26 protein-coding genes, 1 tRNA gene, 1 other RNA gene and 1 pseudogene are annotated in these 23,544 nt (G+C 71.5%); 18 read left to right on the forward strand and 11 right to left on the reverse strand.

The window, feature by feature from the left end:
- Positions 1 to 10 precede the first annotated feature (10 nt).
- A complete protein-coding gene (upp, locus tag AB0K17_RS03785) occupies positions 11 to 646 on the forward strand; it encodes a uracil phosphoribosyltransferase (protein WP_365965117.1) in 636 nt (211 codons plus the stop codon).
- A gap of 130 nt (positions 647 to 776) precedes the next feature.
- On the opposite strand, the gene AB0K17_RS03790 is transcribed toward upp, so the two are convergent.
- The gene (locus AB0K17_RS03790) at positions 777 to 1,499 is read right to left on the reverse strand and encodes a LytR C-terminal domain-containing protein (RefSeq protein ID WP_365981990.1); all 723 of its coding nucleotides are present in this window, start codon (positions 1,497 to 1,499) and stop codon (positions 777 to 779) included.
- A gap of 96 nt (positions 1,500 to 1,595) precedes the next feature.
- Positions 1,596 to 1,892, reverse strand: a complete 297-nt coding sequence (locus AB0K17_RS03795; RefSeq protein WP_004929488.1) for a type II toxin-antitoxin system VapB family antitoxin — start codon at positions 1,890 to 1,892, stop codon at positions 1,596 to 1,598.
- Positions 1,893 to 1,980: 88 nt separating this feature from the next.
- Here AB0K17_RS03795 and AB0K17_RS03800 point away from each other — a divergent pair, with 88 nt between their 5' ends.
- Positions 1,981 to 3,492, forward strand: coding sequence for a helicase HerA-like domain-containing protein (locus tag AB0K17_RS03800; RefSeq protein ID WP_365981991.1), 1,512 nt, complete (start codon positions 1,981 to 1,983; stop codon positions 3,490 to 3,492).
- A gap of 29 nt (positions 3,493 to 3,521) precedes the next feature.
- Here the strand turns inward: AB0K17_RS03800 and AB0K17_RS03805 are convergent, their stop codons facing one another.
- The 3 genes and pseudogenes from AB0K17_RS03805 to AB0K17_RS03815 all read right to left on the reverse strand — a co-directional run.
- On the reverse strand, positions 3,522 to 3,725 hold the full coding sequence (locus tag AB0K17_RS03805; protein ID WP_365965120.1) for a DUF5988 family protein: 204 nt from the start codon (positions 3,723 to 3,725) through the stop codon (positions 3,522 to 3,524).
- A 67-nt stretch (positions 3,726 to 3,792) separates the two neighbouring features.
- Positions 3,793 to 4,386 carry an HhH-GPD-type base excision DNA repair protein gene (locus AB0K17_RS03810; protein WP_365965121.1) on the reverse strand — a complete coding sequence of 198 codons (594 nt, stop codon included), beginning with the start codon at positions 4,384 to 4,386 and terminating at the stop codon, positions 3,793 to 3,795.
- 55 nt (positions 4,387 to 4,441) lie between these two features.
- Positions 4,442 to 5,068 (reverse strand): annotated as a pseudogene (locus AB0K17_RS03815) (alpha/beta hydrolase); the annotation flags it as partial.
- Between AB0K17_RS03815 and AB0K17_RS03820 the strand changes: the two are divergent.
- Together AB0K17_RS03820 and AB0K17_RS03825 are read left to right on the forward strand one after the other, a co-directional pair.
- Positions 5,047 to 5,214, forward strand: a complete 168-nt coding sequence (locus tag AB0K17_RS03820; RefSeq protein ID WP_365965153.1) for a hypothetical protein — start codon at positions 5,047 to 5,049, stop codon at positions 5,212 to 5,214. The pseudogene AB0K17_RS03815 and the gene AB0K17_RS03820 sit on opposite strands and share 22 nt — an antisense overlap.
- Positions 5,215 to 5,303: 89 nt before the next feature.
- The gene (locus AB0K17_RS03825; RefSeq protein WP_365981992.1) at positions 5,304 to 7,319 is read left to right on the forward strand and encodes a M6 family metalloprotease domain-containing protein; all 2,016 of its coding nucleotides are present in this window, start codon (positions 5,304 to 5,306) and stop codon (positions 7,317 to 7,319) included.
- A gap of 64 nt (positions 7,320 to 7,383) precedes the next feature.
- On the opposite strand, the gene AB0K17_RS03830 is transcribed toward AB0K17_RS03825, so the two are convergent.
- The 3 genes from AB0K17_RS03830 to AB0K17_RS03840 all read right to left on the reverse strand — a co-directional run bounded on the left by AB0K17_RS03830 (position 7,384) and on the right by AB0K17_RS03840 (position 9,488).
- Complete coding sequence (locus tag AB0K17_RS03830) at positions 7,384 to 8,253, reverse strand: phosphorothioated DNA-binding restriction endonuclease (RefSeq protein ID WP_365981993.1); 870 nt, start codon at positions 8,251 to 8,253, stop codon at positions 7,384 to 7,386.
- Positions 8,254 to 8,304: 51 nt separating this feature from the next.
- Entirely contained in the window at positions 8,305 to 9,162 is an 858-nt protein-coding gene (locus AB0K17_RS03835) for a hypothetical protein (protein ID WP_365981994.1), read from the reverse strand.
- Between the two features lie 238 nt (positions 9,163 to 9,400).
- Positions 9,401 to 9,488, reverse strand: a tRNA-Ser gene (locus AB0K17_RS03840).
- Between the two features lie 122 nt (positions 9,489 to 9,610).
- Here AB0K17_RS03840 and ffs point away from each other — a divergent pair.
- The 5 genes from ffs (at position 9,611) to AB0K17_RS03865 (ending at position 14,208) form a co-directional block, all read left to right on the forward strand.
- An RNA gene (gene ffs / locus AB0K17_RS03845) (signal recognition particle sRNA small type) lies at positions 9,611 to 9,705 on the forward strand.
- A 98-nt stretch (positions 9,706 to 9,803) separates the two neighbouring features.
- The gene (locus AB0K17_RS03850) at positions 9,804 to 12,437 is read left to right on the forward strand and encodes a DNA polymerase III subunit gamma and tau (protein WP_365981995.1); all 2,634 of its coding nucleotides are present in this window, start codon (positions 9,804 to 9,806) and stop codon (positions 12,435 to 12,437) included.
- 136 nt (positions 12,438 to 12,573) lie between these two features.
- A complete protein-coding gene (locus AB0K17_RS03855) occupies positions 12,574 to 12,909 on the forward strand; it encodes a YbaB/EbfC family nucleoid-associated protein (protein WP_365965125.1) in 336 nt (111 codons plus the stop codon).
- 38 nt (positions 12,910 to 12,947) lie between these two features.
- Complete coding sequence (recR, locus tag AB0K17_RS03860; protein WP_365965126.1) at positions 12,948 to 13,547, forward strand: recombination mediator RecR; 600 nt, start codon at positions 12,948 to 12,950, stop codon at positions 13,545 to 13,547.
- Positions 13,540 to 14,208, forward strand: coding sequence for a DUF5063 domain-containing protein (locus AB0K17_RS03865; protein ID WP_365965127.1), 669 nt, complete (start codon positions 13,540 to 13,542; stop codon positions 14,206 to 14,208). The genes recR and AB0K17_RS03865 overlap by 8 nt, the downstream gene beginning before the upstream one ends.
- Here the strand turns inward: AB0K17_RS03865 and AB0K17_RS03870 are convergent.
- Positions 14,150 to 14,623, reverse strand: a complete 474-nt coding sequence (locus AB0K17_RS03870) for a hypothetical protein (protein ID WP_365981996.1) — start codon at positions 14,621 to 14,623, stop codon at positions 14,150 to 14,152. The two genes, AB0K17_RS03865 and AB0K17_RS03870, sit on opposite strands and share 59 nt — an antisense overlap.
- 137 nt (positions 14,624 to 14,760) lie before the next feature.
- Here AB0K17_RS03870 and AB0K17_RS03875 point away from each other — a divergent pair, with 137 nt between their 5' ends.
- From AB0K17_RS03875 to AB0K17_RS03895, 5 genes are all read left to right on the forward strand, one after another.
- Positions 14,761 to 15,582 (forward strand): helix-turn-helix transcriptional regulator, encoded by an 822-nt coding sequence (locus tag AB0K17_RS03875; RefSeq protein ID WP_365981997.1) that lies wholly within the window; start codon positions 14,761 to 14,763, stop codon positions 15,580 to 15,582.
- 14 nt (positions 15,583 to 15,596) lie between these two features.
- Complete coding sequence (locus tag AB0K17_RS03880) at positions 15,597 to 15,848, forward strand: DUF397 domain-containing protein (RefSeq protein WP_365982051.1); 252 nt, start codon at positions 15,597 to 15,599, stop codon at positions 15,846 to 15,848.
- Between the two features lie 245 nt (positions 15,849 to 16,093).
- The gene (locus AB0K17_RS03885; protein ID WP_365981998.1) at positions 16,094 to 16,900 is read left to right on the forward strand and encodes a hypothetical protein; all 807 of its coding nucleotides are present in this window, start codon (positions 16,094 to 16,096) and stop codon (positions 16,898 to 16,900) included.
- Positions 16,890 to 17,081 carry a hypothetical protein gene (locus tag AB0K17_RS03890; RefSeq protein ID WP_365981999.1) on the forward strand — a complete coding sequence of 64 codons (192 nt, stop codon included), beginning with the start codon at positions 16,890 to 16,892 and terminating at the stop codon, positions 17,079 to 17,081. Before AB0K17_RS03885 ends, AB0K17_RS03890 begins: the two co-directional genes overlap by 11 nt.
- A gap of 47 nt (positions 17,082 to 17,128) precedes the next feature.
- Positions 17,129 to 17,713, forward strand: coding sequence for a Uma2 family endonuclease (locus AB0K17_RS03895; RefSeq protein WP_365982000.1), 585 nt, complete (start codon positions 17,129 to 17,131; stop codon positions 17,711 to 17,713).
- 13 nt (positions 17,714 to 17,726) lie between these two features.
- On the opposite strand, the gene AB0K17_RS03900 is transcribed toward AB0K17_RS03895, so the two are convergent.
- Positions 17,727 to 18,182 carry a hypothetical protein gene (locus tag AB0K17_RS03900; protein ID WP_365982001.1) on the reverse strand — a complete coding sequence of 152 codons (456 nt, stop codon included), beginning with the start codon at positions 18,180 to 18,182 and terminating at the stop codon, positions 17,727 to 17,729.
- Between the two features lie 3 nt (positions 18,183 to 18,185).
- A complete protein-coding gene (locus AB0K17_RS03905) occupies positions 18,186 to 18,908 on the reverse strand; it encodes a helix-turn-helix domain-containing protein (protein ID WP_365965134.1) in 723 nt (240 codons plus the stop codon).
- Positions 18,909 to 19,143: 235 nt separating this feature from the next.
- Here AB0K17_RS03905 and AB0K17_RS03910 point away from each other — a divergent pair, with 235 nt between their 5' ends.
- The 4 genes from AB0K17_RS03910 (at position 19,144) to AB0K17_RS03925 (ending at position 23,181) form a co-directional block, all read left to right on the forward strand.
- Entirely contained in the window at positions 19,144 to 19,809 is a 666-nt protein-coding gene (locus tag AB0K17_RS03910; protein WP_365982003.1) for a DUF4097 family beta strand repeat-containing protein, read from the forward strand.
- A gap of 54 nt (positions 19,810 to 19,863) precedes the next feature.
- Positions 19,864 to 20,694: an alpha/beta fold hydrolase gene (locus AB0K17_RS03915; protein WP_365982004.1), complete on the forward strand. Its 831-nt coding sequence runs from the start codon at positions 19,864 to 19,866 to the stop codon at positions 20,692 to 20,694.
- A 100-nt stretch (positions 20,695 to 20,794) separates the two neighbouring features.
- The gene (locus AB0K17_RS03920) at positions 20,795 to 22,066 is read left to right on the forward strand and encodes an aspartate kinase (protein WP_365965137.1); all 1,272 of its coding nucleotides are present in this window, start codon (positions 20,795 to 20,797) and stop codon (positions 22,064 to 22,066) included.
- Positions 22,063 to 23,181 carry an aspartate-semialdehyde dehydrogenase gene (locus AB0K17_RS03925; RefSeq protein ID WP_365982005.1) on the forward strand — a complete coding sequence of 373 codons (1,119 nt, stop codon included), beginning with the start codon at positions 22,063 to 22,065 and terminating at the stop codon, positions 23,179 to 23,181. Before AB0K17_RS03920 ends, AB0K17_RS03925 begins: the two co-directional genes overlap by 4 nt.
- Positions 23,182 to 23,544: the final 363 nt, after the last annotated feature.

The raw sequence follows: 23,544 nt of genomic DNA on the forward strand, positions 1-23,544 counted from the left end.
TGTCGATGTCATGCGGATCCACGTCGTCGACCACCCCCTGGTGGCGCACAAGCTCACCACCCTGCGCGACAAGCGCACCGATTCCCCCACCTTCCGGCGCCTCGCCGACGAGCTGGTCACCCTGCTCGCCTACGAGGCCACGCGCGACGTGCGGACCGAGCAGGTCAACATCGAGTCCCCGGTCACCGCGACCACCGGCGTGCGGCTGTCGCACCCGCGGCCGCTGGTGGTGCCGATCCTGCGGGCCGGCCTGGGCATGCTCGACGGCATGGTCCGGCTGCTTCCGACGGCCGAGGTCGGCTTCCTCGGCATGATCCGCAACGAGGAGACCCTCAAGGCGGAGACCTACGCCACCCGCATGCCGGAGGACCTCTCCGGCCGCCAGGTCTACGTCCTGGACCCGATGCTCGCCACCGGCGGCACCCTCGTCGCGGCGATCCGCGAGCTGATCGACCGTGGCGCCGACGACGTCACCGCGCTGTGCCTGCTGGCCGCCCCGGAGGGCGTCGAGGTCATGGAGCGCGAGCTCGCCGGTGCGCCGGTGACCGTGGTCACCGCCTCCGTCGACGAGCGCCTCAACGAGAACGGCTACATCGTCCCGGGCCTGGGCGACGCGGGCGACCGCATGTACGGCACCGCGGGCTGAGCCGAGCCGCCGGCACGGCACTGCGGCGCCCCGGAAGGGGCGCGGGGCGGTGTCCGATCCGCGGCTGCGCCGCGTGGGCGCGACAAGCCACAGCGCGCCCGCACACAGGCAACTGCAAAGCCCCGCCGCGTCAGCACTTCGCGGCGGGGCTCGCCTTCTTGTCCGCCGGCGCGGACGAGGGAGCCGCCGGTGCCGACGGCGAGGGCACCGGCTGTCCCTCCTCCAGCGCGGTCAGCGCCTTGTCCGCCTCCTCCTTCGGCGCGAGCGCCTGGTAGCCCGCCCCGAGGACGAGGTCGACGTCCTGGCCCTCGCGTTCGTCCGCGTGCACCTCGGTGCCGGCGAGTTGCGTGCCGAGGACCTTCAGCGCCCCGTCCACGGCGGCCTGGTTGCCCAGGAGGATGCCGATGCCGGGCACCTTCTTGTCGTAGTCGGCCTGGGCGTTGCCCACCTGGCCGATGCGGAAGCCGCGGCGTTCGAGTTCGTCCGCCGTGATTTTGGCGAGGCCGCCGCGCGGGGTGGCGTTGTAGACGTTGACGGTGATGTCGCCGGGTTTGGGCAGCGGCTTGGGGTCGGCCCGTTTGACCGGCGGGGCGCCGGCGCCGGGTTTGCAGTCGCCGCTCTTCTTCTCCTTCACCGCCGTCCGGGCGGCGGCAGTGTCCTGGCTGCTGCCGGAGAAGCCGCCGTAGACGTCGACGAGCTGGAGCGTTCCCCATCCGGTGAGCCCCAGCACCACGGCCGCGGCGGCGCTGACGAGCACGATCCGGCGGCGGTTGGGCGGCCGGCGCATGTGGGGAAACCTGTTGCCCGTGATGCGGTACTTGCCCCCCATGCCGGGGGGCGTGAGCATGCTCATGGACGCAGCGTAGTGCGGGGTGCGGTCGCTGCCTACTAGATGATCAATGGGTTGCGCGGACCCCTACCCGAAAGGGCCAACGGGGCGGCGCATGCGTCAGTCCAGTTCGAGGACGCGCGCGTGCAGCACCTGGCGCTGCTGGAGCGCGGCGCGCACGGCGCGGTGCAGCCCGTCCTCCAGGTAGAGGTCGCCCCGCCACTTCACGACGTGGGCGAAGAGGTCCCCGTAGAACGTCGAGTCCTCGGCGAGCAACGTCTCCAGGTCGAGCTGCTGCTTGGTGGTCACCAGCTGGTCAAGGCGTACCGGGCGAGGGGCAACATCCGCCCACTGGCGGGTGCTTTCCCGGCCGTGGTCGGGGTACGGCCGCCCGTTTCCGATGCGCTTGAAGATCACACGGAAAGCCTACCGGGCGAGCGGCTCCGAGCGCAGCCACGGCGCGGGAGTGCGATGGTGACAATCAGTCGTATACCGGGAGTGATGGATGGAACCCCTGAGCGAAATCGCCGCGGGATACGCCTTCTCCGGCCCGGCCCTGGAGCTGGGCGCCGTGCTCTGGGACGGTGCATGCCACCCGGAGGCCCCCGTCCGGGTGCCGCTGTCCGTGCTCAACCGGCACGGCCTGGTCGCCGGCGCCACCGGCACGGGCAAGACGAAGACGCTGCAGCTGATGGCCGAGCAGCTCTCCGCCCAGGGGGTGCCGGTCTTCCTCGCCGACATGAAGGGCGACCTCTCCGGCGTCTCCGCGCCGGGCGTCGACGGCGAGAAGGTGCGGCAGCGGGCCGCGGAGGTGGGTCAGGAGTGGGCCCCGGCGGCCTGTCCGGCGGAGTTCTATGCGCTCGGGGGCCTCGGCGCGGGGATCCCGGTACGGGCGACGGTCACCGACTTCGGGCCCGTCCTGCTGTCCAAGGTGCTGGGGCTGAACCGCACGCAGGAGCAGTCCCTCGGCCTGATCTTCCACTACGCCGACGCCAAGGGCCTGGAGCTGGTCGACCTGAAGGACCTGCGGGCCGTCGTCGCCTTCCTCACCTCCGACGAGGGCCGCCCGGAGCTGCGGGACATCGGCGGGCTGTCCACCCAGACCGCGGGGGTGATCCTTCGTTCGCTCACGGCCTTCGAGCAGGAGGGCGCCGGCGCGTTCTTCGGCGAGCCCGAGTTCGACAGCGCCGGCCTGCTGCGCACGGCCGCCGACGGGCGGGGGACGGTGTCCGTACTGGAGCTGCCCGCCGTCCAGGACAGGCCGCGGTTGTTCTCCACGTTCCTGATGTGGCTGCTCGCCGACCTCTTCCACGGTCTGCCGGAGGTCGGTGACCTCGACAAGCCGAAACTGGTGTTCTTCTTCGACGAGGCCCATCTGCTCTTCGACGACGCCTCGAAGGAATTCCTGGAGTCGGTCACGCAGACCGTCCGGCTGATCCGTTCCAAGGGCGTGGGGGTCTTCTTCGTGACGCAGTCGCCCAAGGACGTGCCCGGCGACGTCCTCGGCCAGCTCGGCAACCGCGTGCAGCACGCGCTGCGCGCCTTCACCCCGGACGACGCGAAGGCCCTGAAGGCGACGGTGCGGACGTTCCCCGTCTCCCCGTACGACCTCGAAGAGGTGCTGACCGGGCTCGGTACGGGCGAGGCCGTGGTCACCGTGCTGGGCGAGCAGGGCGCCCCCACGCCGGTGGCGGCCACCCGGTTGCGCGCCCCCTGCTCGCTGATGGGCCCGGTGGACGCGACGGCCCTGGCGGGGGCGGTGCGGATGTCGCCGCTGTACGAACGTTACGCACAGGCTGTGGACAGGGAATCGGCGTACGAGAAGCTCACCGCCGCGCAACCGCCGGCGCCCGCGCCGGAGCGGCCCTCGGAGGGCCCCGCGCAGCGCGCGGAACCCTCCCTTCTCGAACAGGTCGTCGGCAGCGGCATGTTCAAGTCCCTCGCGCGCTCCGTGGGCACCCAGCTGGGCCGCGAGATCACGCGTTCCGTCTTCGGGACGACGCGCCGCCGACGGTGATTCGGTGACGGGTGACCGGCGACCGGGGCCTACTCGGCGATCTCCGTCCGCTCGTACCACTCGAAGACCGTCAGCCGGCCCTCCTCGGTGTCCGTGTGCCGGGGCGTGACCTTGAAGTGCTCGTACCCCCCGCGGTGCGGGATCTTCAGCTCGACGCCCGGGGGGACGATGGGGACGGTCCGCGACGGCAGGTCGTCCGGGCCGCCTTCGAGGAATGCTTTGGGGCTGCTCATGGGGCCCAGTCTCCCGGCGGCCGGTGCCGACCCGCGGTGCGACGCGCCGTCGGCCGCGCTCGGCCCCTCACGCCTTCTTGACCCCTGCCTTCTTGGCGGCTCTTTTCACTTCCTGCTTGTAGGCACGGACCTTCTCCAGCGACTCCGGCCCGGTGATGTCGGCGACCGACCGGTGCGAGCCCTCCTCGCCGTACGCCCCGGCCGCCTCCCGCCAGCCCTGCGGCCGCACCCCGAACTGCTTGCCCAGCAGCGCGAGGAAGATCTGTGCCTTCTGCTTGCCGAAGCCCGGCAGGTCCACCAGCCGCCCCAGCAGCTCCGGCCCGCTCGCCGCGTCCTGCCACACGGCGCTCGCCTCGCCGTCGTAATGCTCGACCAAGTACTTGCACAACTGCTGCACCCGTTTGGCCATCGACCCCGGGTACCGGTGCACGGCCGGCTTGCGCGAGAACAGCTCGACGAGGGCCTCGGGGTCGTACGCAGCGATCTCGTGCGCGTCGAGGTCGTCGCGCCCGAGCCGCTGCGCGAGGGTGTACGGCCCGGTGAAGGCCCACTCCATGGGGATCTGCTGGTCCAGCAGCATGCCCACCAGCGCGGCCAGCGGGCTGCGCGAGAGCAGCTCGTCGGCCTCGTCCTGCTGGGCGAGGTGCAGCGCACGGTCCATGCCCCGATGATCGCCCCTGGGGGTGCGGGCCGCACGTCACGGCGCGGCGCGCTCCTCACTGCGAGTCGGTGATGAACTCCTGCACGAGCTTGACGAACGCGTCCGGTCGCTCGAAGAACATCACGTGCCCGGCGTCGATCTCGGCGTACGTGCTGCCGGCGATGGCGGCGTGCAGCGCGCGGCCGTGCTCCGCCGGCACGGTGGCGTCCTGGGTGCCGGCCACGACGAGGGTGGGGGCCTGGATGCGGGGCAGGTGCTCGCGTACGTCGATGCGGGTGTCGAGGTCGACGTGGCGCAGGGTGCCGGGGGTGGGCGGCAGGTTGGGCACCATCTGCTCGACCTGCTCGCGGCCTGTGGCGTTGAGGAATCCGCGGCTGAACCCGGTCATCGTCACGTACCGCCCGAAGGCCTCGGGGTCCGCGCCGCCCAGGCGCTGCCACACCGCGAAGAAGTTGCGCAGGTACTCGTCGCCCTCGGTGTGCGCCCACCCGGCGACCAGGATCAGCCGGCGCACCAGATCGGGGCGCAGGGCCGCGGCGGCCGCGACGACGGGGGCGCCCATCGAGAAGCCGAGCAGGTCCACCGGGCCCTCGCCGGCGTCCTCGATGTGAGCTGTGGGAGCTGCACGAGGTGGCCGTGCGCCGGCACAGCCGCGTCCGGGTGCTGCACGAGCTGATCGGGCCGGTCGAGCTGGACTGCCAGGTCCTGCTGGCGCCGGAGGGCGACCAGCGCCTGGTGCTGTACACGCCGCCGCCGGGCAGCGACACGGCGAGCCGGCTGGCGCTGCTGGAGGTCGTGGGGACCCCGCAGTTCACGAATGTCCCGTAGGAGCTCTGGCATCACTTCACCCCCGGCTCTACCGTCAGCGCGAGCAACTGGTGTGTGCACCAGTCGCGTTGACCAGCCGAGAGGTGACAATGCACCCCCGAAGCAGACGCACCCCCACCCACATCCTCCGATTAGGCCGCCCGGCCTTCCTCGCCGCGCTCCTCGGCCTCCTGGCGGCCGCCGTCGCCGCCGGGCCCGCCGGGGCCGCGCCCGCCGACCAGGGGCGCGGCCGGCCGCCGCTCGTCCAGCCGGTCGACCCGCAGCACTGGCGCAACCCGGACGCCATGACCTGGTCCGAGTACCGCGCCGTGCCCGGCACGGACTGGGCGAACCCCGCCACCAAGCCCACGCAGCGCACGTTCCGGGGCGCGCTGGTGCTGCTCGACTACCCCGACGAGGACTTCTCCGTCACCAAGGCGGCGGGCGCCGCGAAGTTCGGCAATCCGCTGCCGAGCGCCTCCGGCATTCCGCGGGCACAAGTGCCGAAGTTCTACGAGGACTTCCTCAACAAGCCGGGCGCGCTCAACCACGGCCACACCATCAACGAGTACTGGATGGAGGACTCCGGCGGGCGCCTCGGCGTCCAGCTGACGTCCTTCGGCGTCTACCGCATGCCGTGGAAGTCGTACCAGTACGGCATCGAGCCCGGCATGAACCCCGGCGCCTGCCCGGTCGGCGACACCTGCGGCAAGGACATCCGCGCCGACGGCAAGCGCGCCTGGGTCGCGGACGTGGGCGCGGACAAGGCCGGCTCGTTCGACTTCATCTACTACCTCACCGCCGGCGTCGACGAGTCGTCGGCGTGGCAGGAGTTCGGACCGATGCGCTTCCGCGGCGCGGCGGACGTGCCCGCCACCTGGGGCCCGCCCTCGCCGCTGGCCTCCGGCCTCAACGCGGCCGCCACCCGGTACGTGCCGTGGACGTCCTGGCAGGCGGCGGCCCGCATCTGGCCCAACGCCGCGAACGGCTCCTCCACGCAGGCCGAGAGCTCCGGCATGGCCACCTTCGCCCATGAGCTCAGCCACATCCTGGGCATCGGCGACAACTACAACAACCCTTATGGCACCCCGCTGAGCCGCTCGTACACCGGCATCTGGGGCATGCTCTCGCGCGGTTCCTTCAACGGGCCCGGCGGCCCGCACACGCGCTGGCGGATCCCGGCCACCGCGGGCGGCTCGATGGGTGCCCAGCACGTGCTGCGCGACAAGATGAAGCTCGGCATCGTCGACGAGAAGAACGTCCTGCACCTGGACCGCGACGCCCTCAAGGACTCCGGCCTCGTCGTCGCCCGCGTCACCGCCCGCTCCGCCCCGCCCGGCGAGAAGGGCCTGACCGGCGTCAACATCACCATGGGTCGCGACCTGTCGCCGTCCTGCGACCGCGCCACCGACCCGCTGTGCGACGGCGGCGGCTACGACAACTACACCGTCGAGGTCGTCGACCGCATGGGCATGGACTCCTTCACCCCCGACAACGGCGTGCTGATCAGCAAGACCAAGAACGCCGACCGTGCCCCCTTCGCCTGGGTGATCGACGCCCACCCCGAAGACATCGGCATGCTCGACTTCATCCGCCCCGACGGCACCCCACAGAAGATCACCATGGGGGACTACCGGCAGCTCAGCGATGCCCTCTTCCATGCGGGCGCCGATTCCGGCAGCGCGTACGAGTACGTGGACGCGGCCAACCGCCTGCACTTCTACGTGCTGAACATCCAGCGGGACGCGAGCGGCGTGCTCTCGTACGACATCGGCGTGAAGTCCCTCGACGGCGCCGGCCCGCAGGCCCGGGGCGTCGCCCTGGCCCAGGGCACCGCCCGCGGCCGCCCGGCCGGCGGCCGGGCCCTGTGCACCTTCGCCCTCGCCAACACCGGCCGGCCGGCGTCGGACGACATCTACCGCCTGTCGGCCACCACGGCCGGCCGCGGCTGGTCCGCCTGGCTCCCCAACCGCCTGGCCACGACCCGGGCCGGCGCGACGGTCCCCGTGGACGTCGCGGTCCAGGCCCGCTCCGACGCCACCCGCACGGGCACGATCACCCTGACGGCCCGCTCGGAGAGCGACCCGTCCCGCACGGCTACTGCCACGTGCGCGGTGCGCAGGTAGCGGCGACGCCCACGGCCCGTACACCGGCACCGCCGGTGTACGGGCTCGGCCTCCTCGATACCGGTCAGGCGGCGGGCCGCGCGGAACCGTGGAAGACCTGTCCGATATGCCAGGCCCGATGCGCCGCCTCCACGGGCGAGGTGCCCGCCTGCGGCCCGATGAGCGGCCGCCCCGCGAGCGCCAGCACATGCTCGCGGGCGGCGGCGCTGTGCCCGACGAAGCGCTGCGAGACCAGGATGCGGTGGCCCTCACCTATGCCGAGGACGCCCTTGTCGAAGAGCTTGTGGTGCAGTGAACACAGACACACCCCGTTGCCGACCTCGTCGGGCCCGCCGAAAGCCCACCACCGCACGTGCGCGGCCTCCAGCCCGACGGGTACGGCGCCGATCCTGCCGTCGTACCCGCAGAAGGCGCACCGGTACTCGTAGGCGGTCAGCACCAGCTCCCGCATCCGCCGATCCCGCTGCCGACGTGCGACCACCGGCTCCAGCGAGATCCCGACGGCCTCGCACAACTCCTCGTGAAGGGAGGGCGGAAAGTTCTGGTCGAGGAGCACCCGCACCATCCGCCCGAGCAACGCCGGCTCCCGCCGCAACGCCGCCCGCAACTCCGGCACCAACCGCCCGGCAGCGCCTGCAGTGCGCAGATCCCGAACCCCGGTCCCAGGACTGCCCGGCCCGTGATCGGTACGCACCTCCCACACGCCGTCGCTGACCAGGTGATGGAAGGGGTACGCGGGCGTGGTCGGGTTGCCCGGCCCGTACTCGACCAGCAGCCGCTTCAGATCCTCCTCCACGACGCTGTACCGCAGCTCCCCGTCGGCGTCCTGCTGATACCGCCCCAGGGCGTACAGCAACAGCAACGGCTTGTGCGGCGCCCGCACCCCGCTCCGGGACCACTGCTTCAGCTTGGCGGTGCGCTCGAGCCAGTCCATGGCGCGCGATCGTAGCGACGGCCGGGCGGGGCTCCGGCTCGGGGCGGTGGATCAGTCGTTCGGGGGGTAGGCGGCCGGGGCGCAGGACGTCCAGACTTCGTTGATCTTGCATTTCAGTTGCCCGTCCTTCAGGGAAGGATGGACCGAGTACACCGCAGCACCCTGCTGGATGTCGCCGGTGCCGTCGGGGTCTTCGATCGCGAATCCGACGGCTTGGAAGTCCTTGCGGTTCAGCCCTCCTACGGCGCACCGGGCAAGGTCGCTGAACCAGATTCCCCCGGGGTCGATCCGCAGGTTCGTCGGCGAGTACCGCCCTTGCGGACACTCCGGTGCGCCCAGGCCCACGGTCTGGACGAGGGCGCGCGCGACGACCTGGGTCCTGCCGACGTTCTTCACCATGACGCCGAAGGTCGCGCTGGAGGCGGACGGGTTCACCTGGACGCAAGAGGCGACTTTCAGGTTCGCCGACTGCTTCGCTGACCGCCAGTTTCCGCAGTAGAGGTTGGGCCCCGCGAACGGGACACTGCCCGTCGTGGGCTTGGGCGCCGGGGCGTCCCTCGGCTGGGAGCCGGCGGCCGCCGACGCGGCTGCGCTCGGCGCCGCCTGCGAGGGAGTGGGCGCGGGCGTGGGCGTGACGCTGGAAGCGGTGGTGGGGGGTGTCACCACTGCCGTGGTCGGCGTGGAAGCCGCCGCCGGGTGACGCTGCTCGCCGCCCCCTCGGGTGACCACAATGACGACCACGGTGAGCGCTGCAACGAGCGCAAGGGACACGAGGGTGAGTCCCACCGAGCGACCGCCGAAGTGGATGGTCCTGGCCTGATAGGCATTGCCCCCGATGCGCGAGCTGCCGGAGATCTCGTTGTCGGTCCGCTCGGACGAGGGCTGCGCACTCGCGGAACGATCGGTCACCTCTCGCCGCGCAGCCCACGCAGGCCCGGAGCACCCTGGGCGACGGCAGTGGCCACTAACTGTCCAAGTGAGGCATCCATCGATCTCTCCGAAGCTGACCCGGTGACCTTGGGCAGATGATGGCAGAGGGCCATGGCGCTCCACCAAACGTCCTGTCCACGGAGGCGGCGCCCGCGGGAACGCCGAAGGCCCCGGCCGGTTTCCCGGTCGGGGCCTTCGGTAGTGCCCGGTGAGGCACTGGCGGAGGATACGAGATTCGAACTCGTGAGGGGTTGCCCCCAACACGCTTTCCAAGCGTGCGCCCTAGGCCTCTAGGCGAATCCTCCGCCGCAAACAATACAAGACTCCGGGCAGTGCTCGCGAACCTGTTCCCGGCGAGGGGGTCCGGAGGGGTCCTCGGGTGGGTGGGGGTGGCCGAGCATGCCCCGGCATCCGCTAGGCTTGGGGCCAAGCCCCTCACGTGGCGCTATCTCACCCAACTCCCCCAGGGCCGGAAGGCAGCAAGGGTAAGTGGGCTCTGGCGGGTGCGTGGGGGGCCCTTGTGTTTCCCGGGGTCGTCCGGGGCCGCTGCGCCCCGTGTGCCGGTGAGCGGAATCTGTGACGGAAGCCACTTGTCAGTGGGGCCCGATATCGTCGTAGGTGTGTCGTCCCTCGCGCTCTACCGCCGCTACCGCCCCGAGTCCTTCGCAGAGGTCATCGGGCAGGAGCATGTCACCACCCCGCTGCAGCAGGCGCTGCGGAACAACCGGGTCAACCACGCGTACCTGTTCAGTGGGCCGCGCGGCTGCGGCAAGACGACCAGTGCCCGCATCCTCGCCCGCTGTCTGAACTGCGAGAACGGGCCGACGCCCACGCCCTGCGGCGAGTGCCAGTCCTGCCGTGACCTGGCGCGCAACGGCCGGGGCTCCATCGACGTGATCGAGATCGACGCCGCCTCCCACGGTGGCGTCGACGACGCCCGCGAGCTGCGCGAGAAGGCCTTCTTCGGCCCCGCCTCCAGCCGCTACAAGATCTACATCATCGACGAGGCCCACATGGTCACCTCGGCGGGCTTCAACGCCCTGCTGAAGGTCGTCGAGGAGCCGCCGGAGCACCTGAAGTTCATCTTCGCGACCACCGAGCCCGAGAAGGTCATCGGCACGATCCGCTCGCGCACCCACCACTACCCGTTCCGGCTGGTGCCGCCGGGCACCCTGCGCGAGTACCTGGCGCAGGTCTGCGAGCAGGAGAAGATCCCCGTCGAGGACGGCGTGCTGCCCCTGGTCGTGCGCGCCGGTGCCGGTTCCGTGCGTGACTCCATGTCCGTCATGGACCAGCTGCTGGCCGGTGCCGACGAGGCCGGTGTGACATACGCCATGGCCACGTCCCTCCTCGGCTACACGGACGGTTCCCTGCTGGACGCCGTCGTCGACGCCTTCGCCGCCGGCGACGGCGCCGCCGCCTTCGAGGTCGTCGACCGCGTCGTCGAGGGCGGCAACGACCCCCGCCGCTTCGTCGCCGACCTGCTGGAACGCCTGCGCGACCTCGTGATCATCGCCGCCGTGCCGGACGCCGTCGAGAAGGGCCTCATCGACGCCCCCGTCGACGTCGTCGAGCGCATGCAGGCCCAGGCCTCCGTCTTCGGCGCCGCCGAGCTCAGCCGCGCCGCCGACCTCGTCAACCAGGGCCTGACGGAGATGCGCGGCGCCACCTCGCCGCGCCTGCAGCTGGAGCTGATCTGCGCCCGCGTGCTGCTGCCGGCCGCCTTCGACGACGAGCGGTCGGTACGGGCCCGGCTCGACCGCCTGGAGCGCGGCATGGGCTCCGCGGTGGCCGCCGCCGGCCCTGCCACCGCGATGCCGCCGGTCGGGTACGTCCCCGGGCCGGAGGCCCACGCCCCCCTGCCCACCGGCCTCACAGGCCCGGCAGCGGCCCGCGCGGCCGTGGCGGGGGCCCAGCAGCCGGCGGGCACGGCCGGCCCTGCGGGCCAGGCCGCTGCGGCGCCGGGCCAGGCTCCCGCGGGCGCGCCGTCGGGCGCCTGGCCGACGGCCGGTGGGCCCGGTGCCGGTGGCCCTGCGGGCCAGGCCGGTGCGGCGCCGGGCCAGGCTCCCGCAGGCGCGCCGTCCGGCGCGTGGCCGACGACCGGTGGTCCGGGTGCGGGTGCGGGTGGCCCTGCGGGCCAGGCCCAGGGGGCTGCGGGCGCGCCGTCCGGCGCTTGGCCGACCACGGGCGGCCCGGGCACCGGGGCCGGTGGCCCCGCGGGCCCCGGCCAGGGGCCTGCCACTTCCTCCCAGCAGCCGGCGCCGTCCCCCGCCGGGGGCGGCCAGCCGGCCGGAGCGTGGCCGACGGGGGCCTCCCAGCCCTCGGCGGGCGCTCCCGCCCAGCCGCCCACCGCCGGCGGCGGTTCCCGCGCCGGTGCGTGGCCCACGGCGGCCTCCGGCCCCGCCGCCTCCGCGCCCACGGGCGATGGCGCGCCCTCCGGCCCCGCCCAGCCGCCCGCCGAAGGCGGCGGCTCGCGCCCCGGCGCGTGGCCCACGGCCGCCGCACCCGGTTCCGGCCCCGCCGCAGGCGCCGCCGCGCCGGGTTCGGGCGGCGCTCCGGCCCCCGCCGGCGCGTGGCCCACGGCGGCAGCGCCGGGGCCCGGCCCCGCCGCAGGTGGCGCGGCACATGCCCCCGCCCCCGCCGCAGGCGGCACCGCCCCCGCGGCCCCCGCCTCGATGCCCGTTCAGGGCGACGCCACCCAGGCCCGGCAGCTGTGGCCGAACATCCTGGAGGCGGTCAAGAACCGTCGCCGTTTCACGTGGATCCTGCTGAGCCAGAACGCCCACGTCTCCGGCTTCGACGGCAGCACCCTGCAGGTCGGTTTCGCCACCGCCGGTGCCCGCGACAGCTTCGCCAACAGCGGCAGTGAGGACGTCCTGCGCCAGGCCCTCGGCGACCTGGGCCTGCAGTGGCGCCCGGAGCTGCTGGTCGACCCCTCCGGCGGGGCCGGAGCCGGTGCCGCCGGCGGTGCCCCCGCGCCCGCGGCGTCGGCGTCGTACGCCCGCCCCGCGGCCCCCGCGCCGCAGCCGGCCCCGGCCGCCGCTCCGGCCGCCCCTGTCGCGCCTCCGGCGCGCACGGCCCCGCCCGCGCAGCCGTACCGCGAGGCGGAGGCGGCGGCTCCGCCGCCCGTGCCGATCGAGGAGGACATGCCCGCCGAGGACGATCCGGACCTCGACGACACCGCCCTCACCGGCCACGACCTGATCGTCCGCGAGCTGGGCGCGACCGTCATCGAGGAAATCCCTCACGAGTAACGCCGCAGGTCAGCGGGGTGCCGGGGCCGGCCCCGGCACCCGGTTCGCACGGCGTGGGGCGCGCCGCCCGGCGAGCACGTAGGCTCGGCTACGCAGTGGCAGTACGCCGTAGTCGTCGACAGTGCAGGAGCCAATCGTGTTCCCCGGTGGTGGTCAGCCCAACATGCAGCAGCTGCTCCAGCAGGCCCAGAAGATGCAGCAGAACCTTGCCGCGGCCCAGGAGGAGCTGGCCCGCACCCTGGTCGAGGGCACGGCGGGCGGCGGGCTGGTCAAGGCCACCGTCACCGGTGCCGGTGAGCTCCAGGGCCTGGTCATCGACCCGAAGGCCGTGGACCCGGAGGACACCGAGACCCTCGCCGACCTCGTCCTCGCCGCCGTCCGTGACGCCACGGCGAGCGCCCAGCAGATGCAGGAGCAGAAGCTGGGCCCGCTGACCCAGGGCCTGGGCGGCATCCCCGGCCTCCCCTTCTGACAACCCCGTAGGCAACTTCCGAGAAGGAGCACCGATCCGTGTACGAAGGCGTGGTCCAGGACCTCATCGACGAGCTGGGCAGGCTGCCCGGCGTCGGTCCCAAGAGCGCGCAGCGGATCGCCTTCCACATCCTCCAGGCCGAGCCGGCCGACGTCCGCCGGCTCGCCCACGCTCTGACCGAGGTCAAGGCGAAGGTGCGGTTCTGCGCGGTGTGCGGCAACGTGGCGCAGGAGGAGCGCTGCCGCATCTGCCAGGACCCGCGCCGCGACCCGGCCGTGATCTGTGTGGTGGAGGAGCCCAAGGACGTCGTCGCGATCGAGCGGACCCGAGAGTTCCGCGGCCGGTACCACGTCCTCGGCGGGGCGATCAGCCCCATCGAGGGCGTCGGCCCGGACGACCTGCGCATCCGCGAGCTGCTGGCACGGCTCGCGGACGGCACGGTCACCGAGCTGATCCTGGCCACCGACCCCAACCTCGAGGGCGAGGCGACGGCCACGTACCTCGCGCGCATGGTGAAGCCCATGGGACTGAAGGTCACCCGGCTGGCCAGCGGTCTTCCCGTGGGTGGGGACCTTGAATACGCCGACGAGGTCACGCTGGGGCGTGCCTTCGAAGGGAGAAGACTTCTCGATGTCTGACGCAACGCTGCACGACGCGAAGCGCGACCCCGACGACTTCGTCGTCTCCATCGCCGACTCGGTCGAGAGCTTCATCGTGGCCGTCACCGAGGTCTCCCGCGGTGACGAACCCGACAGCGCCGTGCCCTTCCTGCTCCTGGAGCTCTCCCAGCTCCTGCTGACCGGCGGCCGGCTCGGCGCCCACGAGGACTTCGTCCCCGACGAGCGCTACGAGCCCGACGTCGGCCCCGAGCCGGACGTCGACGAACTCCGCGAGCGCTTCGCCACCATGCTCGACCCCATCGACGTCTACTCCGAGGTCTTCGACCCGTACGTGCCGCGCAGCGCGCCCGTCGCCTCCCGCATCTCCGACGACCTCGCCGACATCATCACCGACCTGCGCCACGGCATGGCCCACTATCGCGACGGCCGCGTCAACGAGGCCCTGTGGTGGTGGCAGTTCTCCTACCTCTCCAACTGGGGCCCCACCGCCTCGGCCTGCCTGCGCGCCCTGCAGTCCCTCGTCGCCCACGTCCGCCTCGACCAGCCCCTCGCCGAACTCGACGGCCTCGACACGGACGCCATCGACCCGGAAGAGCAGCTCGCCGAGGAGGCCGGCCGCGTCATGGCCGCCGAGATCGGCGGCCCGCACCTGTCGCGGCGCGCGGCTCAGGAGGGCTGAGCAGCACGTCGAGCAGCACCTCCGGCTCGACGAACGGCGCCACCCGTGTGGGCGGCGAGCACCAGCTCAGCGGCCACGTGTTGCCCGTGCCCGGTAGGGCCGGTACGCCGATGTACGCGATCGTGCGCGGCCCGCTCAGCCGCTCCACGTTCGCGGGCCAGGAGTAGTCCTCGGCGCTGCCGGGCGGCAGGAGGAAGTACGTCCAGCCGCCCCCCTTCTCCTCGTACACGATCGCCCCGGCATCCCCGGGCCCGACGAGCTCGCGCAGCCGCGCGGCGATCGCCTGCCCGTACGCGCCGGGCACGCGCACGACGTCGAAGTGCACTCCGCAACGCCACAGGTGGTGGCCGCGGAGGGGGACCCAGTCGGGGCGGTAGGCGGGCGCGACACCTGTGGGGGGATTTTCTTTGGTCACGCCCGCCACTTTGTGTGATCGCGCCTAGCCTGATCAGTGACAACCGCCGTACGGATCCCGGGTGTACGACGCGCCGGGGGAGCGGTACGAGGACGGGTGTCGAGCGGCGGCTGGCGGGGAAAGCCGGAGGAGAAGACATGTCGGGCGACAGGCAAGCGCAGTCCAGGTCGGCGACGATGCGGATGTTCGGCGTTCTGCTGCAGGGCCTGCGCAGACGCGCAGGTGTCAGCCGCGAGCGGCTGGCGGAGGCGGCGCAGTACTCGGTGGACCTGATCTGTTCGGTCGAGCAGGGACGACGCAGGCCGTCCGCCCAGCTGATCGAGGCCGCGGAGGAACTCCTCGATGCGGATGGGCTGCTGAGGGATGCGGCGAAGCACATTGTGCAGCGGAAGTTTCCCGACTGGTTCGAGGAGTACGCGGAGTACGAGGCGGCGTGTGCATCGCTGGGGATCTACCAGAACCAAGTGATTCCAGGACTGTTCCAGACTCAGGAGTACGCATTGGCGGTGTTCCGCAGCGGACGGCCGGTGCTCGACGACGAGGAGATCGAGCAACGGTCAGCTGCTCGCATGGAGCGCCAGCAGCTGCTGACCCGTACGCCACCAGCGATGATCAGCGCCGTACTCGAACAGGTCACCATGGAACGTTGGATCGGCGGAAAAGATGTGATGCGTGGCCAACTGCGACGGCTGATTGAGCTGTCGGAGCTTCGCAACGTTGACATCCAGGTGATGCCGACCCGCAGGGAGACGCACGCTGGGCTCGCAGGGGCCATGTACGTGCTTGAGTCCCAGGAGCACCGGCGGCTCGTGTACTTCGAGGGGCAGAAGGGCAGCGTGATGCTGTCCGACCCGAAGGACGTCTCAGACCTCAACATCCGCTATGCCATCCTGCGATCACAGGCGCTCACCCCTGAAGACTCGGTGAGTTTGATGGAAAAGATGCGGGGAGAGCTGTGAACACCAAGCGTCGAATAGCTGGCTGCGAAGCCTTGGACTGGTTCAAGTCGAGCTATAGCGACGAAGGCGGTGAAGCGTGCGTCGAGGTCGCCTTCTCCTGGCGCAGATCCAGCTACAGCGGTGGCGAAGGGGGCGACTGCGTCGAAGTCGCCGCCTCCCCCCGCACTATCCACGTCCGGGACTCGAAGCTCGGGGCTCAAGCGCCGAGGGTCGACGTACCGGCCGTCTCCTGGGCGGCATTCACGCGCTTCCTCGTCGGCGCTTGAGCTCCGGGAAGACCCGAGCGTCGAGATCCGAGCGCTGCTTTCAAGGAATGGGTGGTGGGGAGTTCTCTCCCGCCCACCCACCCAAGTAACTTTCCGTGATCCGCTTGCGACACGCGGTACGGACGCCCTAGCGTGCGCAGCAACAAACAACCCCGGCCGGTGCTACCAACACCGAACCGGGGTCTGACCAACGAGATCGAGACAGAGGTCGATCCGTGGCTACAGCCAACTCTAGTGCACACCCCATGGCGAACCCTGGGTTCGGGAAGCGCAGCGCACCGGACCAAGCACCGCCGGGCGCGCATGACTTCGTACATCTGCCCAAGCGTGAGGCGGCGATTGCCGCGTTCATCGACCGGCTGCCCGAGGGGGCGGCGATGGACGTGAAGACGCTGGCCAAGGTGCTGCCGGACTACGGGCAGCAGGCGTGCCGGACGGCGATCCGGCGCCTGCGCGAGGCCGGGCACGTGTTCATCCGCCAGGTGGCGGCAACGACGAAGGCCGGCGTGCGCTGGGTGACGCTGACGTTCTTCTCGCGGACGGCGCGTTCGCAGGCGTGGTGGGAGGGGCAGCTGGGGGAGCGTCCCGAGCCCCGCCCGGCCCCCGAGCCCGAGGAACCCGAACCGGCCCCCGCCGTCGCGCCGCAGCCGCGTTCCCGTGCGTACGGGGTCCTGTCCCGGCTCCGCTTCGCGGATGCGCGCCTGACGCTGTCCGCCGCCGAGTGCGAGGCCCTCGAACCGCTCACCGCGCAATGGCTGGCGCGCGACATGACCCCCGAACAGCTGACGGCGGCGGTGACGACCGGTCTGCCGCAGTCGGTCCACCACCCGGCCGGCCTGGTCCGCAGCCGCCTGACGGCCAAGATGCCCCTGATTCCCCTGAGGCACCTGGTGCCGCCGCCTCCGCCCGTACCACCCGGACAGCCCGTACCGGACACCTTCCGCGTGGAAGGCGCGCCGCCGGTCGTCGCCCATTCCGTACGCGCAGATGACTGCCGCATCGCGGCAGGGATCACCCCGAGGCATCGAAGGAGTACTGATCATGAGCACTGAAGGGATCCCGCTCATCACCCGGCTGTCGACGGTGATCCGCCGCACGCCGGTGTGCACACTGTGCGAGGAGCCGTGCGGCCTGGAGGCCATGCGTGGCGGGCTGTGCCAGGAGTGCCGCCTGGCGGACGTCCCGGCCACGTTCCGGCCGCGAGAAGCCGACACCGACGGCGGCCTTGCATGACCGCCCCGGCCCCGATGCGGGCACCATGGAGGGGAGGAGGCGACGCCATGACCCCGACACCCAGGACGCCCGGGCGGCCGCAGGTGGCTGTGGAGGACTTCGAAGAACTTGCCCGCAGGGCGCCGGAAGCCATCCGGCTTGAGCTCATTGGTGGAGAGGTCAGGGTCAAGCCGATGCCGGACGGCAACCGCGACGAGATCATCATGTGGCTGTTGATGCAGTGCATGCAGCAGCGACCGGATCTTGCCCTCTATCCGGAGCGGGGGCTGAAGGTCGAGGCCTATCGCAAGGGGCGCGCGCGCACGGATGGCGCCCTCGCGCCTCGGAAGCACTTCGCAGGCCAGGGGGAATGGGCTGATCCCGACGGCGTGCTGATGACGGTCGAGATCACGTCCCATGATTTCGACACGGAACGCCGGGACCGCATCGAGAAGCCCGACGGCTATGCGGCTGCGGGCATCCCGGTGTTCCTGCTCGTCGACCGTGACCGTTGGGAGGTCACGGTCCACACGGAACCGGCGAAGGGGAAGTACTGCCACGTTGCGACGCACTCGTTCGGCGCACGTGTCGAGATCCCTGCCCCCGTCGGCATCGTCCTGGAGACCGAGGAACTGAAGGAGTTCGCCGACTGAGTGACCGGCCCCCTCAGCAGTGGATGCGCAGGCGGACGACCATGACGTCCGACGCGAGGGCACGCACGTACTTGCCGAAGAAGTCGGGGTAGCTGATGTCGGGCCGGGGCATGGCGGTGTCGTAGACCCACTCTCCCTCCAGGGTGAGCAGGTATTCCGTGGCGAGCCGGCTCCCGGTGCCGTCGAGGTCGAGCAGGCCGCGCGGGCCGCCGTCGCACTGTCCGGGCGCCCAGTGGCGGGGGTTGCCGTACGCGTCGAGGGGCGCTCGGACGAGGCGGGGATCGTCCTCGTGGCCGGGGAGTACGGCGAACTCCTCGCCCGGCCGGCCCAGCCACCACAGGTCCCATTCGCCTTGGTAGGGCTCGTGGTCACCGTTCATGTCGAAGGGCGCCAGGGCCGCTTCGATGGCGGAGTGCAGGTCGTGGTGCGCGTCCGGCGGCAGGCAGACGGTGACCATCTCGTGCGCCACGGGCTACCGCCCTTCCGGCTGAGGCGTGCGGAGGATTTCGCGGGCCTGGTTGGCGGCGCGGGTGGTGCTCTCGGAGACGAAGTCGAGGAAGCGGGCGATGTTTTCGAGGCGGGCGGCGGCCGGTGTGCCGGGGATGAGCACGCCGACGCCTTGGCGTGCGGTTTCGGCGATGGCGGCGGTGCCACGGGCGGCGGCCATCATGGACTGGTACCAGACGTCGTCGTCGACGATGTAGCGCTCGCGGCGGCGTTCGTCGCGCTCCCGGCGCACGAGGCCCTGGCTTTCGAGGAACGCGACCGCCTTGGACACGGACGCCGGGCTGACCTGCAGGCGCTGGACGAGTTCGGACGCGGTGAGGCTGCCGGTGTCGCTGATGCAGAGGCAGGCGAGCACCCGGGCCATCATCTTGGGCGTGCCCGACTGCATGAGCATCGTCGTGAACGTCTCCTCGTACTCGCGCACCGCTTCGGCATCCCGCCCGTGAGGCTGCGGGGGCGCGTCCGCCCGCCGGGGCGCGGGTTGCCTGCGCCGCTGGGCGCGGCGTTCGGTGGCGCGGTGGGCGACCTCCGCGCGGTAGGCGGTGGGGCCGCCGTTGCGCATGACCTCGCGCGTGACGGTGGAGGTCGGGCGGTCGAGGCGGCGGGCGATCTCGGCGTAGGCGAGGCCGTCGGCCAGTCCCAGCGCGATCTTCTGGCGTTCCTGCTGGGTGAGCCTGCCTCCCGGCATCGCGGTTCTCCTTCGTCGTCCTTGCCGTCGTTCCGTGGGTGTCCAGGATAGCGTTCACGCCCATTTCATTGCAACGATCAGTGGGGTGTGTGTTGCGTTGCTGTTCAGATCGATGCAACGAATTTCCTGCATCTACCTGCGAGGATGCTTTTTCTATGCAACAAGTTCGTTGCTAGAAGGTCGAACGCAACGTAGCGTTTCTGTCATCGGAAACGACGACTCGAAGGAACGCATCATGCAGAAGTTCGCCACCCCCGCCCCGGTCTCCGCCCTCTTCGACATCCCCGCCGGGCGCATCCAGCTCATCGCCGCCGACCGCACCGACACCACCGTCGAGGTCCTGCCCGCCAACCCCGGCAAGAGCCGCGACGTCCAGACCGCCGAGCGCACCGCCGTCGCCTACGCCGACGGCGTCCTGCGGATCAGCACCCCCGAGCCCAGGAACCAGCTCTTCGGCGCCTCGGGATCCGTCGAAATCACCGTCCAACTGCCCGCCGGCTCCCGCGTCGAGGCGAAGAGCGCCGCCTGCGAACTGCGCGGCGTCGGCCGCCTCGGTGACGTCGTCTTCGACGGCGCGTACCGCCAGATCAAGGTCGACGAGGCCGCGAGCCTGCGCCTGACCGCCGTCGACGGCGATGTCCAGGTCGGCCGGCTGGGCGGCCCCGCCGAGATCAGCACCGCGCGGGGCGACATCCGGATCAACGAGGCCGTACGCGGCGCGCTCGTGCTCCGTACCCAGTCCGGTGACATCTCGGTGGTCGCGGCCGCCGGCGTCTCGGCCGCCCTGGACGCCGAAACCGGCTACGGCCGCATCAGCAACGCCCTCAAGAACGACGGCACCGCCGCGCTCGACATCCGCGCCACCACCCCCCACGGCGACATCACCGCCCGCAGCCTCTGAACCGCATCCGCATCCGCAACCGCATCCGGCGCCGCATCCGTACAGGGGGAACACATGACGAAGAGCAGCGCTGTCCCGGCCGCCGCCGCGCCGTGGACCGGCATGGTGCCCGTCGACGACACGGCCCTGGCCGTCACCGACACCGGAGGCCCCGGCAGCCCCGGCACCCCCGTGGTCTACCTCAACGGCCAGTTCGCCACGCAGGGCTACTGGCGGCGGACCGTCGCCGAACTGGGGCCGGGGTGGCGGCACATCACCTACGACGAGCGGGCCCGCGGAAAGAAGTCGAAGACCTCGGCGGACTACTCCTTCGAGGCCGCCGTCCGGGATGTGGATGCCGTTCTCGCCGCCAGGGGCGTGGAGCGGGCGGTGCTGGTGGGCTGGTCCTACGGAGCGGTCGTCGCCGCGCACTGGGCCGCCCGGAACCCGGACCGTGCGGTGGGCGCGGTCCTGGTCGACGGCGCGTTCCCGTACGACTGGCTGGACGGGGCGATGGAGGAGCGGATCCGTGGGCTCTTCCGGCGTCTGGCCTGGTTCACGCCGCTGCTGCGCCCGACGGGCCTGGTTCCGCGTATGACCGCCGCCCAGCAGGCGGAGAGCAACATCGAGCTCGGCAGGCTCTCGCGGGAGCGCGAGCTGGGGCCCGTACTGGACGACATCACCGTGCCGGTGCGGTACGTGGTGGCGTCGGGGACGTCCTTCGGCAGCCGCGGCGACGAGCAGGAACGCATACGCGCCGGCCTCGACGCGGCAACCGCCCGCAACGCGAACATCCGCATCGGCGCCAAGGTCGCGAGCAATCACGGCGCGATCCTGCGCAAGGACTTCCGGGCCGTCGCCGATTCCGTACGCGAAGTCGGCGGCCTCGACGGCCAGGGACGGTGATATTTCCCGTGTTGTCTCACGATGTGACACCGGCAGGGCCCATTCCGGCCCCTCGTTAGACTGAGGCGGACCGCATTACGTATAGCTGCGAGGAGCGCACGTGGGCCTTGTCGTGCAGAAGTACGGAGGCTCCTCCGTTGCCGATGCCGAAGGCATCAAGCGGGTTGCCAAGCGAATCGTCGAAGCCAAGAAGAACGGCCACCAGGTGGTCGTCGTGGTTTCCGCGATGGGTGACACGACGGACGAGTTGATCGATCTCGCCGGGCAGGTCTCGCCGATGCCGGCCGGCCGCGAGTTCGACATGCTGCTGACCGCCGGAGAGCGGATCTCCATGGCGCTGCTGGCGATGGCGATCAAAAACCTCGGTCACGAGGCGCAGTCGTTCACCGGCAGCCAGGCCGGAGTCATCACCGACTCGGCCCACAACAAAGCGCGGATCATCGACGTCACGCCGGGCCGGATCCAGCAGTCGCTCGATGCGGGCAACATCGCGATCGTGGCCGGCTTCCAGGGTGTGTCCCAGGACAAGAAGGACATCACCACCCTGGGCCGTGGCGGCAGCGACACCACCGCCGTCGCGCTGGCGGCGGCGCTGGACGCCGAGGTGTGCGAGATCTACACCGACGTCGACGGCGTCTTCACCGCCGATCCGCGGGTGGTGAAGAAGGCCCGGAAGATCGACTGGATCTCGTTCGAGGACATGCTGGAGCTGGCCAGCTCCGGTTCGAAGGTGCTGCTGCACCGCTGCGTGGAGTACGCGCGCCGTTACAACATCCCGATCCACGTCCGCTCGTCCTTCTCCGGGCTGCGCGGCACCTGGGTCAGCAACGAACCGCAAGGGGACGAGCCGATGGAGCAGGCGATCATCTCGGGCGTCGCGCACGACACCTCCGAGGCGAAGATCACGGTCGTCGGGGTGCCGGACAAGCCGGGCGAGGCCGCGACGATCTTCCGCGCGATCGCGGACGCCGACATCAACATCGACATGGTCGTCCAGAACGTCTCCGCGGCGTCGACCGGTCTGACCGACATCTCCTTCACCCTCCCCAAGACCGAGGGCGCCAAGGCGGTCGAGGCGCTGGAGAAGACCAAGTCCCGCGTGGGCTTCGACTCGCTGCGCTACGACGACCAGATCGCGAAGATCTCGCTGGTCGGCGCGGGGATGAAGACCAACCCGGGCGTCACGGCGACCTTCTTCGAGGCGCTGTCCAACGCCGGCGTGAACATCGAGCTGATCTCGACCTCCGAGATCCGCATCTCGGTGGTCACCCGTGCCGACGACGTGAACGAGGCCGTCCGCGCCGTCCACACGGCCTTCGGCCTGGACAGCGAGAACGACGAGGCTGTCGTCTACGGCGGCACCGGCCGATGACCGGCGCCCACCCGGAGGGCCGTCCGGGCCCGACGGGTGGTCCCTCCGGCCATGGAGGTGCTCCCACGCTGGCCGTCGTCGGTGCGACGGGCGGCGTGGGGGCGGTGCTGCTGGAGATCCTGTCCCAGCACGCGGACATCTGGGGCGAGATCCGACTCGTCGCCTCCCCCCGCTCGCACGGGCGGAAGCTGGTCGTGCGGGGCGTGGAGACCGAGGTCGTCGCGCTGGACGAGGCGGCGTTCGAGGGCGTCGACGTCGCGCTGTTCGCCGTACCCGAGCGGGTGGCGGCGCGCTGGGCGCCCGTCGCGGTCGCCCGGGGTGCGCTCGTCGTGGACAGCTCGGGCGCCTTCCGTGCGCAGCCGGACGTACCGCTGGTGGTGCCCGAGGTGAACGCCAGTGCCGCGCGCCTGCGTCCCCGCGGCATCATCGCCAGCCCTGGCTGCACCACGCTGTCGATGATCGTCGCGGTGGGCGCGCTGCACGCGGCCTTCGGGCTGCGCGAACTGGTCGTCTCCTCCTACGAGGCCGTCTCCGGCGCCGGCCGGGCCGGCGTGGATGCCCTGCGCGCCCAGCTCGCCGTGGTGGCGGGCGGCGGCCGGGAGCTCGGGACGCACCCGGGCGACGTACGGCGGGCGGTCGGCGACCGGATGGGGCCGTTCCAGGCACCGGTGGCGCTGAACGTCGTGCCGTGGGCCGGGGAGCCGGCGGACGGCGGCTGGTCGTCGCGGGAACTCGCCATCCGCGAGGAGACCCGCAGGATCCTGGGGCTGCCGGAGCTGCCGGTGAGCGCGACGTGCGTCCGCGTACCGGTGGTCGCCACGCACTCGGTGAGCGTGCACGCGCGCTTCAAGCGCGAGGTGGACGTCGAGCGGGCTCACGAGGTCCTGGCCAACGCGCCGGGCGTGGTGCTGTGCGACAGCCCGGAGGAGGCGGAGTTCCCCACTCCGGTCGACGCGGTGGGCACCGATCCGACGTGGGTGGGGCGGGTGCGGCGTTCCCTGGACGACCCGTGCGCCCTGGAACTCTTCGCCTGCGGGGACAATCTCCGCAAAGGCTCCGCGCTCAACGCCGCGCAGATCGCGGAACTCGTGGCGGCCGGGCTGACCGCTCGGTAATACTTGCTGACCGTCCACCGAACGTGTGAAGGTGCTGTGATCAACTCGTTGGTCCAGACCTCTTGAGTCGGTGACCGGATCCGTTCGACCATGCGCTCCGGTGTGCCGGCCGGGGCCGCGCGGTGCCGGGGAACCGCCGCAACCGTGACGTCGGTGGGGCGCGTCTACGTCTCCCACGGCGGTGACGCGCGACATCCGCGGGCGACATCCGCGGGCGGCGCTGGAACCACGGCAGACGAACCGGGGCATTGAGGGAAGAGCTGGTACGCATGAGGGCACCTGACGCCGCGTCATGCGGCGTGGCGCACGGCGCGCGGAGGAGGACGCTGCCCCGCGCGTACAACCCTGACGGGGGGAAGCGTG

The organism is Streptomyces sp. NPDC049585, assembly GCF_040675615.1.
Classification (GTDB): domain Bacteria; phylum Actinomycetota; class Actinomycetes; order Streptomycetales; family Streptomycetaceae; genus Streptomyces; species Streptomyces luteosporeus.

Bases quoted from the DNA above. Each gene is read 5' to 3' on its own strand.
- upp (WP_365965117.1), top strand. From the start codon at position 11: ATGCGGATCCACGTCGTCGACCACCCCCTGGTGGCGCACAAGCTCACC.
- AB0K17_RS03790 (WP_365981990.1), bottom strand. From the start codon at position 1,499: ATGAGCATGCTCACGCCCCCCGGCATGGGGGGCAAGTACCGCATCACG.
- AB0K17_RS03800 (WP_365981991.1), top strand. From the start codon at position 1,981: ATGGAACCCCTGAGCGAAATCGCCGCGGGATACGCCTTCTCCGGCCCG.
- AB0K17_RS03805 (WP_365965120.1), bottom strand. From the start codon at position 3,725: ATGAGCAGCCCCAAAGCATTCCTCGAAGGCGGCCCGGACGACCTGCCG.
- AB0K17_RS03810 (WP_365965121.1), bottom strand. From the start codon at position 4,386: ATGGACCGTGCGCTGCACCTCGCCCAGCAGGACGAGGCCGACGAGCTG.
- AB0K17_RS03825 (WP_365981992.1), top strand. From the start codon at position 5,304: ATGCACCCCCGAAGCAGACGCACCCCCACCCACATCCTCCGATTAGGC.
- AB0K17_RS03830 (WP_365981993.1), bottom strand. From the start codon at position 8,253: ATGGACTGGCTCGAGCGCACCGCCAAGCTGAAGCAGTGGTCCCGGAGC.
- AB0K17_RS03865 (WP_365965127.1), top strand. From the start codon at position 13,540: ATGTCTGACGCAACGCTGCACGACGCGAAGCGCGACCCCGACGACTTC.
- AB0K17_RS03875 (WP_365981997.1), top strand. From the start codon at position 14,761: ATGTCGGGCGACAGGCAAGCGCAGTCCAGGTCGGCGACGATGCGGATG.
- AB0K17_RS03885 (WP_365981998.1), top strand. From the start codon at position 16,094: ATGGCGAACCCTGGGTTCGGGAAGCGCAGCGCACCGGACCAAGCACCG.
- AB0K17_RS03890 (WP_365981999.1), top strand. From the start codon at position 16,890: ATGAGCACTGAAGGGATCCCGCTCATCACCCGGCTGTCGACGGTGATC.
- AB0K17_RS03895 (WP_365982000.1), top strand. From the start codon at position 17,129: ATGACCCCGACACCCAGGACGCCCGGGCGGCCGCAGGTGGCTGTGGAG.
- AB0K17_RS03905 (WP_365965134.1), bottom strand. From the start codon at position 18,908: ATGCCGGGAGGCAGGCTCACCCAGCAGGAACGCCAGAAGATCGCGCTG.
- AB0K17_RS03910 (WP_365982003.1), top strand. From the start codon at position 19,144: ATGCAGAAGTTCGCCACCCCCGCCCCGGTCTCCGCCCTCTTCGACATC.
- AB0K17_RS03915 (WP_365982004.1), top strand. From the start codon at position 19,864: ATGACGAAGAGCAGCGCTGTCCCGGCCGCCGCCGCGCCGTGGACCGGC.
- AB0K17_RS03925 (WP_365982005.1), top strand. From the start codon at position 22,063: ATGACCGGCGCCCACCCGGAGGGCCGTCCGGGCCCGACGGGTGGTCCC.